Annotated in this window: 15 protein-coding genes; 11 read left to right on the top strand and 4 right to left on the bottom strand. The window is 67.9% G+C overall.

Annotated features, from left to right (window positions below):
• Positions 1 to 106 precede the first annotated feature (106 nt).
• Positions 107 to 1,609 carry a glycerol kinase GlpK gene (gene glpK / locus OZ671_RS17470; RefSeq protein ID WP_268861928.1) on the top strand — a complete coding sequence of 501 codons (1,503 nt, stop codon included), beginning with the start codon at positions 107 to 109 and terminating at the stop codon, positions 1,607 to 1,609.
• Here the strand turns inward: glpK and OZ671_RS17465 are convergent.
• Entirely contained in the window at positions 1,602 to 3,029 is a 1,428-nt protein-coding gene (locus tag OZ671_RS17465; RefSeq protein ID WP_038302427.1) for a helix-turn-helix domain-containing protein, read from the bottom strand. The two genes, glpK and OZ671_RS17465, sit on opposite strands and share 8 nt — an antisense overlap.
• A gap of 183 nt (positions 3,030 to 3,212) precedes the next feature.
• Here OZ671_RS17465 and OZ671_RS17460 point away from each other — a divergent pair, with 183 nt between their 5' ends.
• The 3 genes from OZ671_RS17460 to OZ671_RS17450 all read left to right on the top strand — a co-directional run bounded on the left by OZ671_RS17460 (position 3,213) and on the right by OZ671_RS17450 (position 5,075).
• Positions 3,213 to 3,875, top strand: a complete 663-nt coding sequence (locus tag OZ671_RS17460; protein ID WP_268861927.1) for a response regulator transcription factor — start codon at positions 3,213 to 3,215, stop codon at positions 3,873 to 3,875.
• 125 nt (positions 3,876 to 4,000) lie between these two features.
• The gene (locus OZ671_RS17455; protein ID WP_268861926.1) at positions 4,001 to 4,288 is read left to right on the top strand and encodes a YARHG domain-containing protein; all 288 of its coding nucleotides are present in this window, start codon (positions 4,001 to 4,003) and stop codon (positions 4,286 to 4,288) included.
• A 7-nt stretch (positions 4,289 to 4,295) separates the two neighbouring features.
• The gene (locus OZ671_RS17450; protein ID WP_268861925.1) at positions 4,296 to 5,075 is read left to right on the top strand and encodes a M15 family metallopeptidase; all 780 of its coding nucleotides are present in this window, start codon (positions 4,296 to 4,298) and stop codon (positions 5,073 to 5,075) included.
• A gap of 226 nt (positions 5,076 to 5,301) precedes the next feature.
• On the opposite strand, the gene hslU is transcribed toward OZ671_RS17450, so the two are convergent.
• The 3 genes from hslU to OZ671_RS17435 all read right to left on the bottom strand — a co-directional run bounded on the left by hslU (position 5,302) and on the right by OZ671_RS17435 (position 7,582).
• Entirely contained in the window at positions 5,302 to 6,612 is a 1,311-nt protein-coding gene (hslU, locus tag OZ671_RS17445; protein WP_268861924.1) for an ATP-dependent protease ATPase subunit HslU, read from the bottom strand.
• The gene (hslV, locus tag OZ671_RS17440) at positions 6,609 to 7,163 is read right to left on the bottom strand and encodes an ATP-dependent protease subunit HslV (protein WP_038302423.1); all 555 of its coding nucleotides are present in this window, start codon (positions 7,161 to 7,163) and stop codon (positions 6,609 to 6,611) included. The genes hslU and hslV overlap by 4 nt, the downstream gene beginning before the upstream one ends.
• Before the next feature lie 77 nt (positions 7,164 to 7,240).
• On the bottom strand, positions 7,241 to 7,582 hold the full coding sequence (locus OZ671_RS17435) for an MmcQ/YjbR family DNA-binding protein (protein WP_268861923.1): 342 nt from the start codon (positions 7,580 to 7,582) through the stop codon (positions 7,241 to 7,243).
• Positions 7,583 to 7,682: 100 nt separating this feature from the next.
• On the opposite strand from OZ671_RS17435, the gene OZ671_RS17430 reads away from it, so the two are divergent.
• The 7 genes from OZ671_RS17430 to OZ671_RS17400 all read left to right on the top strand — a co-directional run bounded on the left by OZ671_RS17430 (position 7,683) and on the right by OZ671_RS17400 (position 12,935).
• On the top strand, positions 7,683 to 8,891 hold the full coding sequence (locus OZ671_RS17430) for a hypothetical protein (RefSeq protein ID WP_268861922.1): 1,209 nt from the start codon (positions 7,683 to 7,685) through the stop codon (positions 8,889 to 8,891).
• A 124-nt stretch (positions 8,892 to 9,015) separates the two neighbouring features.
• Entirely contained in the window at positions 9,016 to 9,603 is a 588-nt protein-coding gene (hisB, locus tag OZ671_RS17425; protein WP_268861921.1) for an imidazoleglycerol-phosphate dehydratase HisB, read from the top strand.
• Positions 9,603 to 10,103 (top strand): DUF2628 domain-containing protein, encoded by a 501-nt coding sequence (locus OZ671_RS17420; protein WP_268861920.1) that lies wholly within the window; start codon positions 9,603 to 9,605, stop codon positions 10,101 to 10,103. Before hisB ends, OZ671_RS17420 begins: the two co-directional genes overlap by 1 nt.
• A 13-nt stretch (positions 10,104 to 10,116) precedes the next feature.
• On the top strand, positions 10,117 to 10,767 hold the full coding sequence (gene hisH / locus OZ671_RS17415; RefSeq protein ID WP_268861919.1) for an imidazole glycerol phosphate synthase subunit HisH: 651 nt from the start codon (positions 10,117 to 10,119) through the stop codon (positions 10,765 to 10,767).
• On the top strand, positions 10,764 to 11,501 hold the full coding sequence (gene hisA / locus OZ671_RS17410) for a 1-(5-phosphoribosyl)-5-[(5-phosphoribosylamino)methylideneamino]imidazole-4-carboxamide isomerase (RefSeq protein ID WP_268861918.1): 738 nt from the start codon (positions 10,764 to 10,766) through the stop codon (positions 11,499 to 11,501). Before hisH ends, hisA begins: the two co-directional genes overlap by 4 nt.
• Before the next feature lie 25 nt (positions 11,502 to 11,526).
• Positions 11,527 to 12,315 carry an imidazole glycerol phosphate synthase subunit HisF gene (gene hisF, locus OZ671_RS17405; RefSeq protein ID WP_038302462.1) on the top strand — a complete coding sequence of 263 codons (789 nt, stop codon included), beginning with the start codon at positions 11,527 to 11,529 and terminating at the stop codon, positions 12,313 to 12,315.
• Entirely contained in the window at positions 12,312 to 12,935 is a 624-nt protein-coding gene (locus OZ671_RS17400) for a LysE family translocator (RefSeq protein WP_268861917.1), read from the top strand. The genes hisF and OZ671_RS17400 overlap by 4 nt, the downstream gene beginning before the upstream one ends.
• Positions 12,936 to 12,944: the final 9 nt, after the last annotated feature.

Here is a 12,944-nt window from a genome sequence, read left to right as displayed (position 1 = left end):
ATCCTCGTCTGGCGCCTTTCGCCTTCCGCTGCAAGGGCTTCTGATGTCAGGATGACCGCTGCCGGATCACGGCCGGCAACTTAGTGCAAAACCAAGGGAGAGGCTCATGGCTCCGGTCGTCATCGCCATCGATCAGGGAACGACCTCGTCGCGGGCCATCGTCTTCGCGCAGGACCTGTCGGTCCGCGCCGTGGCGCAGCAGGAGTTCACCCAGCACTATCCGGCCTCGGGCTGGGTCGAGCATGACGCGGACGAGATCTGGTCGAGCGTCGTCGAGACCACCCGTGCCGCCATGGCCAAGGCCGGCATCACCGCGGCCGACGTCGCCGGCATCGGCATCACCAACCAGCGCGAGACGACGGTGATCTGGGACCGGGCGACCGGCGAGCCGATCCACCGGGCGATCGTCTGGCAGGACCGGCGCACCGCCGCCGAATGTTCGAGGCTGAAGGCCGAGGGCCATGAGCCCCTGGTGGCGGCACGCTCGGGGCTGCTGATCGATCCCTATTTTTCGGGCACCAAGATCGCCTGGATTCTCGACCATGTCGAAGGCGCGCGGGCCCGCGCCGAGCGCGGCGAGCTCGCTTTCGGCACCGTCGACAGCTTTCTCCTGTGGCGGCTCACCGGCGGCAAGGTGCACGCGACCGATGCGACCAATGCCTGCCGCTCCATGCTGTTCGACATTCATCGCGGCGAGTGGAACCCCGACCTCCTGCATCTCTTTCGCGTGCCGCGCGCGCTGCTGCCCGACGTGCGCGACAGCGCCGCCGATTTCGGCCTGACCGATCCGTCCCTGTTCGGCGGGCCCATCGCCATCGGCGGCATCGCCGGCGACCAGCAGGCGGCAACCGTCGGCCAGGCCTGCTTTTCGCCCGGCATGATGAAATCGACTTATGGCACCGGCTGTTTCGCCCTGCTCAATACCGGAGCGGAGGCGGTCGTCTCGCGCTCGAAGCTCCTGACCACGATTGCCTATCAGCTCGACGGCAAGCCGACCTATGCGCTCGAAGGCTCGATCTTCGTCGCGGGCGCCGCGGTCCAGTGGCTGCGCGACGGGCTCGGCATCATCAAGTCCGCCGCCGAGACCGGCGCGCTTGCAGAGGCGGCCGATCCCATGCAGGACGTCGTCCTGGTACCGGCCTTTGTCGGGCTCGGAGCACCCTATTGGGATGCCGAATGCCGGGGCGCGATCTTTGGCCTGACGCGCGGAACGGGTCCGCGCGAGATGGCGCGAGCAGCGCTCGAAAGCGTCTGTTTCCAGACCGCCGACCTTCTCCAGGCCATGCGCGCGGACTGGCCGGGGGCCGGCAGCACCGACACGGTGCTGCGGGTCGACGGCGGCATGGTCGCCTCCGACTGGACGATGCAGCGGCTCGCCGACCTGCTCGACGCGCCGGTCGACCGGCCGCGGGTTCTGGAGACCACCGCGCTCGGCGCCGCCTACCTTGCCGGTCTTGCCCGCAGCGTCTATCCGGCGCCGGCCGACTTTGCCCGCAGCTGGCAGCTCGAGCGGCGCTTCAGGCCCGACATGGACGATCGCCTGCGCGGCGCCAAGCTGATCCGCTGGCGCGATGCCGTTGGCCGGACGCTGACCGAGCGGCCTAGCTGAGGTCGAAGGGCACCACCTTGCGGCTGTCAGAGGGCACGCGGATCTCGCGGTCGACGGGCGGCACGGCGCGCTGGTGGCAGGCGGTGCGCTCGCAGATGCGGCAGGAAACGCCGATCTTGGCGACATTGGCTTCGGCCTTCAGGTCGACGCCGTCGGAATAGATGATGTCGCCGGCATAGGAGAGCTCGCAGCCGAGACCGAAGGCATAACGCCGCACCGGCGCGCGCCAATGGGCGGCGCTGCGGGTCACTGCCCGGGCGAGCGACAGGTAGCGGATGCCGTCGGGCATTTCGGCCACCTGCACGAAGGTGCGGCCGGTCTGTTCGAAGGCTTCGTGCACGTTCCAGAGCGGACAGGCGCCGCCGAACCGGGCGAACTGGAACCGTGTCGCCGAGTGGCGCTTGATAACGTTGCCGGCGCGGTCGACCTTCAGGAAGTAGAAGGGAATGCCCTTCTGGCCGGGCCGCTGCAGCGTCGACAGGCGATGGCAGACCTGTTCGAGGCTCGCGCCGAAGATCCGGCCGAGCAGGTCGATGTCGTGGCGGGTCTCCTTCGCAGCCGCCAGGAAGCGCCGGTAGGGTAGCATCAGCGCGCCGGCAAAATAGTTCGCCAGCGCGACGCGGGCAATGTCGCCGGCGGCGCGCGAGCGGAAGCGGCCGCCCTCGGCGAGCGCCGCCAGCGCATCCGGCTGTTCGAGCCGGGCAATGCGGTTGGCGAGCAGGAAGGCACGCGTTGCCGGGTCGAGCGAGCCGTCGAGCACGACCAGTTTCGGTCCGGCCTCGTAGCGTTCCATCAGGTCGTCGCCGAGATTGGCATTGGCGTCGACGGTGATGCCGTGGCGGCTCGCCAGATAGCCGCTCAGCACCTGCAGCCGGTCGCTCGCCGCGGCAAGTCCCAGCCGTTCGGCGAGGTCCTCGGCGGCCCGGTCGAGATCGTCGACATAGTTGTCGACGTAGTGGAAATAGTCGCGCACCTCCTCATAGGGCAGCAGCGCGGCTTCGCCTTCCTCGCCGACCGGCGGCGGCAACGGCGCGTCGCCCGCCGCCTGGAGGCGTTCGCGCAGCCGCCGCGCGGTCTGGTGCAGGCGCAGGAAGGCCCGGGCGAAGGCCGGGCTGTCGGATGCGACGCGCTTCAGGTCCTGCAGGCCCGGCGCATTCTCGGCGAGCAGCGGGTCGGCCGCCGCCTCGCGCAGGTCGGTGACCAGGCGATCGGTGTCGTCGACGGCAAAGGTCGCGAGATCGACGCCGAACGTCTGGCCGAGCGCCACCAGCACGCTTGCCGTGACCGGGCGCTGGTTGTTCTCGATCTGGTTGAGATAGCTCACCGACAGGCCGAGCCGCTGGGCGAAGGCAGTCTGGGTGAGCCGCGTGCCTTCGCGCAGGCGGCGAAGGGCCGGGCCCACAAAAACCTTCCGGGACATGGCGCCCTTCCTGGATGATGATACCGTCTGGTCGTTCGACCTAGATCGAAGCACATCCGCCGGACGATAGAAAAGCAAAATTTTCGCAATTTTGCAGCATGACCTTTCGCATTTTGACGCCGCCAGGGCCGGTGTTAGCGTTTGTTTCAGGTGCTTGAAGCCATCCGACACGAGGGATTTCACATGACGAACCTCGCTCAGCCGATGCCGCGCGAAACATTCGCATTCGCCGTTCACCACCCCTTCCCGATCGTCGCCGAAACGCTGGATGCGCTGGTGCGCGCCAACCTGCCCGGCGCGACCGTGGTGGACGAAAGCCGGGCCGAGCTCGTCATCACCACGCTCGACGCTCTGGACGGACTTGAAATCACCCCCGGCACCCGCGTCGCGGTGCTTGTCGACCATGCCGATCGCCGGCCGGTTCAGGACGCGCGCAACCGCGGCGCCGTCGCTGCTCTGCCGCTCGATCTCCCGGCCGATCATCTGCGCGCCGCGCTCGGCGCCGTGCTGGCCGGCCGATCCTGGTGGCCGGTGGTTGCCAATGTCGACCCGGAAGGCCAGGCGCCGGCCTCCCGCCGCCTCGACGCGCTGTCCGGCCAGCAGTTCAAGGTGCTCGACCTGATGAGCCGCGGCCGCCTGAACAAGCAGATTGCCTATGACCTCGGCATTTCCGAGGGCACGGTGAAGTCCCACGTCTCCTCGATCCTGCGCAAGCTCGGCGTCGAACGCCGGACGCAGGCCATCGCCACCTTCATCACGGCGGGCGAGGCGGGCCGCAGCCCGGTCCGCACGACCATCGGGCCGGTTGCCGCCCATCTCTCGCGCGCAACCCACGCCGCGCGCTGAGCAGGCCGCCCGGCCGTCACGGCGGCGCCACGGCGCGCAATCAAGGACAATGGCGGGCGGCGGCGCGCTGTGCTGAAGTCGGTGGCACCGGCGCGTGAGGCGCTGATGCCCTCAGGGAGGCACGGATGAATTTGTCGGTGGGCCGAGTCATCGTCGCAGCGGCCGTTCTTGCCGGTTCCGCCGGCCTTGCCCATGGCCAGCGCGCGCCGCGCTGCGGCGACCTCTGGCTGGAGCGCAATCAGATCTACAAGGATGCGGGCTATTGCTTCCGCACGCGCGCGGCCATCGCCTATTTCGGCAATGCCGGCTGCATGTACGACCGCCAGTCCGACGTGCCGCTGTCGCAGACGCAGCGACGCATCATCGCCGATATCGTCAGGCTCGAACGCAATCTCGGCTGCGGCAGCGACTGACCGCGCCATGACCGGCCTTTCGCGTCGGGGGGCGCTTGCAGGGCTGGCCGCCCTGCCGTTCGGACGCCGCGCCGCGCTGGCCGCCGGGCCGTCGCGGCAGCGGCTCGACCATCTCGTCGCAAGCTATCCCGATCATCTGAAGGCCGTGGCGGACGATACGCTCCTCTGGCGCGACGGTGCCCGCATGGCGATCGGCGCCGGCCAGCCGGAACGTCCGTTCGAGGTCATGCTGCGCTCGGCGACCATTGCCGATCAGCTGCGTCAGACCTATGAGCGCGGTCCGCCGCAAGGACCGCCGCCGCGCGACCACAGCCCGGGGCGCCTGCGCAACACCGCCTTCTTTGCCAAGATGTACGGCGACTGCGCGCGCGGCGACGTGACCGGGCGCATGCGGCCGGTCGCCTGGATGCCGGCAAGCGGCCGGCAGACATTGCAGGTGACCGATATCAACGATGTCGCCACCCGGCTCGAGCGGATCATCGCGGAGCTCGAACAATTGCCGGATCGGCTGAAGGCCTTCCTGGTGCCTTCGGCCGGCACCTACAATTGCCGGGCCGTGGCGGATAGCGGGCTTCCGAGCATGCACGGCTCCGGCGCGGCCATCGACATCAATGTCGCCAAATCGGATTATTGGGCCTGGGCGCGCCGGCGCGGCGAGATCGCCTACCGCAACCGGATTCCATTCGAGATCGTCGGGATCTTCGAGGCGGCCGGCTTCATCTGGGGCGGCAAATGGTATCATTTCGATACCATGCACTTCGAGTATCGCCCGGAACTGCTCGTCTGATCGGCAGGCCGGCCGGCCCTGCAGGCACGACCCGGCGCGGCGGGCTGACCGTGACGCAGTCACTGCCGCAGCCGATATTGCGTTCGAGCCTGACGATATCGGCGATGATGCGCCGCTGCGTCTGCGACAGCGGCGCGCCGGACCGTCGGAGAGCCGCGCAAATTGCCGCGTGAGGACAGCAATTCGCGGCGCGGAACCCGTCGGTCGTCCGCGACGACCGATGGTGTTACAGGATGAACCGGCTGAGATCGGCATTGGCGGCGAGATCGCCGACCGTCTTCTTCACATAGTCGCCGTCGATGGTCACCGTCTCGCCGGCGCGGTCGGGCGCGGTGAAGGATATCTCGTCCAGCACCCGCTCCATGATGGTCTGCAGGCGGCGCGCGCCGATATTTTCGACCGAGGCATTCACGCTCACCGCAAGATCGGCAATGGCATCAATGGCATCGTCGGTCAGGACGAGGCTGAGGCCTTCCGTGCCCATCATCGCGATCGACTGCTTGATCAGGCTCGCCTCGGTCTCGGTCAGGATCCGGCGGAAGTCCTCGCGGGTCAGGGCGTTGAGCTCGACCCGGATCGGCAGGCGGCCCTGCAGCTCGGGCAAAAGGTCCGAGGGCTTGGCGACATGGAAGGCGCCCGAGGCGATGAACAGGATGTGGTCGGATTTGACCGGTCCGTGCTTGGTCGAGACGGTGGTGCCCTCGATCAGCGGCAGAAGATCGCGCTGCACGCCCTCGCGCGAGACGTCGCCGCCGACCCGCGCGCCTTCGCGGGCGCAGATCTTGTCGATCTCGTCGATGAACACGATGCCGTTGTTCTCCACCACCTTGATGGCTTCCTGCACCAGCGTGTCCTGGTCGACCAGCTTGTCGGCCTCCTCCTGGATCAGCGGCTGATAGGCCTCCTTCACGGTGGTGCGGCGCTGCTTGGCCCGGCCGCCCATCATCTTGCCGAGCATGTCGGAAAGATTGGCGATGCCGATCTGGCCGCCGGGCATGCCGGGAATGTCCATCATCGGCAGGTTGGAGGGCTGGCTGGTCACCTCGATGTCGATTTCTTTGTCGTCCATCTCGCCGGCGCGCAGCTTCTTGCGGAAGCTGTCGCGGGTCGCCGGCGAGGCGGTGGCGCCGACCAGTGCGTCGAGCACCCGCTCCTCGGCGGCCAGATGCGCCTTCGCCTGCACCTCGCGTCGCTTGGTCTCGCGCACGATGGAGATGCCGACCTCGACGAGATCGCGGATGATCTGCTCGACGTCGCGGCCGACATAGCCGACCTCGGTGAACTTGGTCGCCTCCACCTTCAGGAAGGGCGCGTTGGCGAGCTTGGCAAGGCGCCGGGAAATCTCGGTCTTGCCGACGCCGGTCGGGCCGATCATCAGGATGTTCTTCGGCAGGACCTCCTCGCGCAGCGTCTCGTCGAGCTGCAGGCGGCGCCAGCGGTTGCGCAGCGCGATCGCCACCGCGCGCTTGGCCTTGTCCTGGCCGATAATGTGCCGGTCGAGTTCGGAAACAATCTCACGGGGGGAAAAATCAGTCATCCGATGGTCTCGATCACCACGTTGTCGTTCGTATAGACGCAAATATCGGCCGCGATCTTCATCGCCTTGCGCACGATCGCCTCGGCCGGCTGATCGGTGTCGGCGAGCGCGCGCGCCGCGGCGAGCGCATAATTGCCGCCGGAGCCGATCGCCATGATGCCGCCCTCGGGCTCCAGCACGTCGCCTGTGCCGGTCAGGATCAGCGACACGTCCTTGTCGGCGACGATCATCATCGCTTCCAGCCGCCGCAGGTAGCGGTCGGTGCGCCAGTCCTTGGCAAGCTCGACGGCCGCGCGGGTCAGCTGGCCGGGATACTGCTCGAGCTTGCCTTCGAGACGCTCGAACAGCGTGAACGCATCCGCGGTCGCGCCGGCGAAGCCGGCAATGACATCGCCCTTGCCGAGCCGGCGGACCTTGCGGGCATTGGACTTGATCACGGTCTGGCCGAGGCTCACCTGGCCGTCGCCGCCGATCACCACCTGGCCGCCCTTGCGGACCGAGCAGATGGTTGTCGCGTGCCAGCCGGGAAAGGCGGTGTCACTCTTGGTCATGATCGCTCTTGGGTGTGGAACTGCAAAGCAAGCCCGTCATTTAGGCCTGTTATGCGGGAGCGCAAGCGTCATGGCGGTCACCCCTGCCGCTTGCGCCGCGGCGCTGGCTGCGGCGTGGCCCCGCGCCAGGCGGCCGTCAGCAGCGCCTCGACGAGGTTGCGATCGGCGACCGCGAGCTTCAGCTGCGTCCAGCCCTGGCGGCCCCAGGCATTGGGAATGGCGCCGAGCAGACCGGGGGCGCTGTCGACATAGATCGGCTGCTCGTCCGGCGTCAGCTTGACGTTCATGTCGTGACCATCGGCCGAGAAGGTCGCGAAGATGCGACCCTTGGCCACCTTCACCGCCGTCCGGTCGAAATGCGGCGCCGCGGTCGTGTCCGGCAGTCCGAGCGCCAATTGCAGTGCTTCGTCGCGGGTCATGATTTCGCTCCGGCGCTTTCGTTCCGAACCTGGTCTGATCTCCAATACCCGGCTGGCAGACAATATTTACCTAGCGTCAATTTCAAAAAGACAAAAATGGATGACCGCACGTGTCTGCTTTGGCATGCGAAGAAACCATCCGGCGTTTTTCATGGTCATCGATACTATCGCAAATCGTTTCGGACCTCGTCTGCGTCGTCTCGCCGCCGCCGTCCTCGCCATCCTCTTGGTGGCGGCCGTTCCAATCCTGATCGCGGCGGGGCTTGCAATGCGTACCGGGATCGAGGTCGATCCGAACCCAGGCTCTCAAGGCAGGAACGACGTCGATCTCTACCAGGACATGATCGCCGCCGTGCGGAGCGGCCAATCGTACTATGTGGCCGTCGCAAATGCACATCGTGCCGATGGTTACCCGCTGCGTCCGTTTGTTACGGTCCGACCGCCGCTTTCGGCCTATGCGCTGTCGATATTGCCCAACGAAACCTGGCGTGAATGGAGCTTGATGGCGCTTACGCTCGTCACGCTGGCGCTATGGTGCCGCCGTCTCGCGGACGTCGCTCCCAATCGCGTCTTTTTTGCCCTGGCCGTCGTGCTTCTGTCGAGTGGCCTCGGCTTGACGCTCAGTCTGGTGCCCTATGCGCTCCACGAAAGCTGGGCTGCCGTTCTGATCGCCCTCTCGCTGGTCGTGCGCCAGCCCAACCGTTTTCTGCCGAGCGTGGCCCTGGGCCTGGTCGCGGCCCTTTGGCGGGAGCTTTCGATCCCCTATCTCGTCGCGATGGCCGCCATGGCCTGGAGGGACGGGCAGCCGAGGGAGGCACGAGCATTCGCTCTGGCGGTCGTGGTTGCGGGTGCGGCCCTCGCAGCGCATGCATGGGCGGTCAGCACCGTCGTGGTGCCGGGTGACGCCCGGTCGCCGGGTTGGCTCACGATCGGCGGCTGGCAGCAGGTCCTGCGTGCCACCAATTACAATGCGCTGCTCCTGCTCCTCCCGGCATGGGTCGTTGCCGTCACCACGCCGCTCGCCTTGTTCGGCCTGACGGCGGCGCGCGGGCCCGTCGGGCGTCGCCTTGCGCTCATCGTGTTCGGTTATGCCTTCGCCTTCATGATATTGGGGCGGGAGAACAATCATTATTGGGGCGTCATGATCGCGCCGCTGCTGCCGCTCGGGCTGCTCTACCTGCCCGATGCCATCGACACTTGCGCGAAAGCCGTTCGCGGCCTGTCTGATGACGAGCGGTCTGCGGCTCCCGAAGCTCCGTCCCAGGCATCGCCCGGCGGGGCGCCGCCGGCGACGCTTGCCTGCCTCTGATCGCGCGCCTTGCGGAACGGCGCATGAAGCCGGGATGGCGGGCATCGCATCGCGCGACAGCCGCTCGGGTTTTCTTCACGTCACGCCGCTGGTAGAAGACGCGGCAATCCGCGTGGAGAGAGCTATGCGCAAGGCTTCGGTCAGCCGCACCACCAAGGAGACCGACATCACCGTTTCGGTCGATCTCGACGGCGCCGGCACCGCCGACGTCGCGACCGGTGTCGGCTTCTTCGACCACATGCTCGATCAGATCGCCCGCCACGGCATGATCGACCTGACGGTGAAGGCGGCCGGCGACCTGCATATCGACGACCATCACACGGTCGAGGATGTCGGCATCGCGCTCGGGCAGGCGGTGCGCAAGGCGCTCGGCGACATGAAGGGCATCACCCGCTATGCCGATCTGCACCTTGCCATGGACGAGGCGCTGACGCGCGTCGCGATCGACGTGTCCGGACGGCCCTTCCTGGTGTTCCGCACCAGCTTTCCGCGCGAGAAGATCGGCACGTTCGACACCGAGCTGGTGCGCGAGTTCTTCCAGGCTTTCGCGATGAACGCCGGCATCACGCTGCATGTCGAGACGCTCTACGGCGACAATGCCCATCACATTGCCGAAAGCTGCTTCAAGGGCCTGGCCCGGGCGCTGCGCGCAGCCTTTGCGATCGACCCGCGCCGCGCCGGAGAGATCCCCTCCACCAAGGGCGTGCTCTGATGGCGCTGAAGAGCTTCACCGTTCACGCGGCCCCCGGCCAGGCCGGGCGCGATCCGGACAGCGCGCTGCGCTTCGTGCCGGACACCTTCTCCCTCATCGCCTTCATCGCGCCCTGGGCCTATTTCCTCTGGCACCGGATGTGGCTGGTGACGTTCGCCTATCTCCTCGCCGTCGGCGTCGTCATTCTGGGCCTCGGTGCCGCCGGCCTGACCGGCCCCGTCGTCGCCGCCATCGGTTTCGTCTTCAATCTGGTCATCGGGCTCGAGGCGACCAATCTGCGGCGCTGGACGCTCGACCGCAGCGGCTTCCGTGAACAGGCCGTGGTCGTCGCGGCCAGCCGCGACGAGGCCGAGCGGCGCTATTTCGCCGAGCGCGAGGCGGCGCTGGCACCGCCCCCGCCGCCCGCCGGCCCGCCCTCGGCCTATCCGGCCGCCGCTTCGCCCCAGCATGTGATCGGTCTGTTCCCGGAGGCCGAAGGCGGCGCACGGAGCCCCAGATGACGGTTGCCTCGAAATGACAGTCGCGATCGTCGATTACGGTTCGGGCAATCTGCACTCCGCGCAGAAGGCCTTCGAGCGGATGGCGCGTGAGCGCGGCCTGAATGTCGAGGTCAGCGTCACCGCCGATCCCGAGGTCGTGCGCCGCGCCGACCGCATCGTGCTGCCGGGTGTCGGCGCCTTCGCCGATTGCCGGAACGGCCTCGTCGGCGTTGCCGGCATGGTCGAGGCGATGACCGAAGCGGTGCGCGGCCGGGGCCGGCCCTTTTTCGGCATTTGCGTCGGCATGCAGCTCATGGCCGGCCGCGGCCTCGAAAAGGAGATCTCGGCCGGGCTCGGCTGGGTGCCCGGCGACATCGACCTGATCCGGCCGGCCGATGCCGCGCTGAAGATCCCGCATATGGGCTGGAACACGCTCGATGTCCGGCGCGATCATGCCGTGCTCCGGGACATTCCGACCGGGCCGGACGGCCTGCACGCCTATTTTGTCCATTCCTATCACCTGAGCGCCGCGGCGGCCGACATCGTCGTCGCGGAGGCCGATTATGGCGGGCCGGTCACGGCGATGATCGCCCGCGACACCATGATCGGCACGCAGTTCCACCCCGAGAAGAGCCAGCGCCTCGGCCTGACCCTGATCGGCAATTTCCTGGAGTGGCGGCCGTGAGGCTTTTTCCCGCGATCGACCTCAAGGAGGGCCGCTGCGTCCGCCTGAAACAGGGCGACATGAACCAGGCGACGGTCTATTCCGACGACCCGGCCGCCCAGGCGCGCGCCTTCGAGGCGCTCGGCTTCGACTATCTGCACGTTGTCGACCTCGACGGCGCCTTCGCCGGCAAGCCGGTCAATGCCGCCGCGGTCGAAGCGATCAGGCGGGCGACGCGGTTTCCGGTCCAGCTCGGCGGCGGCATCCGCGACATGAAGACGGTCGAGGGCTGGCTCGGCAAGGGCGTCACCCGCGTCATCATCGGCACCGCCGCGGTGCGCGATCCCGACTTTGTCCGGGCCGCCGCGAAGGCCTTTCCCGGCCAGGTGGCCGTCGGCATCGACGCCCGCGACGGCTGGGTCGCGGTCGAAGGCTGGGCCGAGACCTCGACGCTCGCGGCCGAGGATCTCGCGCGCCGCTTCGAGGATGCCGGCGTTGCTGCCATCGTCTATACCAACATCGCCCGCGACGGCATGCTCTCGGGCATCGACTGGGACGGTACCATCGGCCTCGCCGACGCGGTCGCCATTCCGGTCATCGCCTCGGGCGGCCTTGCCTCCATGGACGATGTCCGCACGCTGGCCTCGCCGCGCGCGGCCAAGCTTGCCGGCGCGATCACCGGCAAGGCGCTCTATGACGGCCGGCTCGACCCGCGCGAGGCCCTCGACCTGCTCAAGGCCGGAGGCCGGCCATGACTTTCCGCGAGGCCGGAGGCCGGCCATGACTTTCAAAGTGCGCATCATTCCCTGCCTCGACGTCAAGGACGGCCGGGTGGTCAAGGGAGTGCAGTTCGTCGATCTCGTCGATGCCGGCGACCCGGTCGAGGCCGCCAAGGCCTATGATGCGGCGGGCGCGGACGAACTGACCTTCCTCGACATCACCGCGAGCTCGGACAATCGTGCCACCATGTTCGACGTCGTGCGGCGCACGGCCGAGGCCTGTTTCATGCCCCTGACGGTCGGCGGCGGCGTGCGCACGGTCGATGACATCAGGGCTCTGCTGACCTCGGGCGCCGACAAGGTGTCGATCAACACCGCGGCGGTCACCGACCGCGCCTTTGTCGGCCGGGCTGCGGACAAGTTCGGCAATCAGTGCATCGTCGTCGCCATCGACGCCAAGAAGGTCTCGGGCGCCGGCGAAACCGATCGCTGGGAGATCTTCACCCATGGCGGGCGCAAGCCGACCGGCATCGATGCGGTCGCCTATGCCCGCGAGGTGGTGGCGCTCGGCGCCGGCGAGATCCTGTTGACCTCGATGGACCGGGACGGCACCAAGAGCGGCTTCGATCTCGCCCTGACCCGGGCGGTTGCCGACGCCGTCCCGGTGCCGGTCATCGCCTCCGGCGGGGTCGGCACGCTCGACCATTTCGTCGACGGCGTGGCCAAGGGCGGTGCCACCGGCGTGCTGGCGGCCTCCGTCTTCCATTTCGGCACCTTCACCGTGCCCGAGGTGAAGCGGCACATGCGGGCGGCCGGGCTCGCCGTCAGGATGGACGGCCTCGCGCCATGATCCCCGTCGACACCTTGCTGGTCCTCGCCGGCCTCTGGCTGATCGCGGTGATCACGCCGGGGCCGAACACGCTCCTGTTCGTGGCCGTCGGCCTCTCCTCGCCGACCCGCTCGCTGCTGGCCGTGGTAGCCGCCGTGCTGATCGGCACGCTGTGCTGGGGCCTTGCCGGATTGTTCGGCCTGTTCTGGCTGTTCGAATTGTTCCCCGCGGCCGCCATCGCCATCAAGGTGCTTGGCGGCGCCTACCTCGCCTGGATGGGCCTGCGCCTGATCCGCCGCAACATGGCGCCGCCGGCGGCGACCGGCAGGCTGCGCGCGCCTGCGCTCGGCACCCGCAAGGCCTTCGTCACCGGCCTCGTCACCGCGCTCGGCAATCCGAAATCGCTGGTTTTCGTCTCGTCGCTCTTTGCTGTCACGCACCTCGCCGAGCAGCCGCTCGCCATCGGCCTCATGGGCGTCGCGCTGATGGTCGCGATGTCGGCGACCTATTACCTCGTCTTCGCCTTCATCCTGCGCAAGCTGCCGGTGGCGCGCGGGCCGAGTCGCATGGGCCGCGCCGTCGGTGCCGGCGCGGGCCTCGTCATGATCGCCTATGGTGGCAAGATGATCTGGGAGCGCTGAGCGCGGCTG

The sequence above is a fragment of the Phreatobacter sp. AB_2022a genome (assembly GCF_026847585.1).
GTDB lineage: Bacteria > Pseudomonadota > Alphaproteobacteria > Rhizobiales > Phreatobacteraceae > Phreatobacter.
This window is presented reverse-complemented; position numbering and strand designations above follow the sequence as displayed.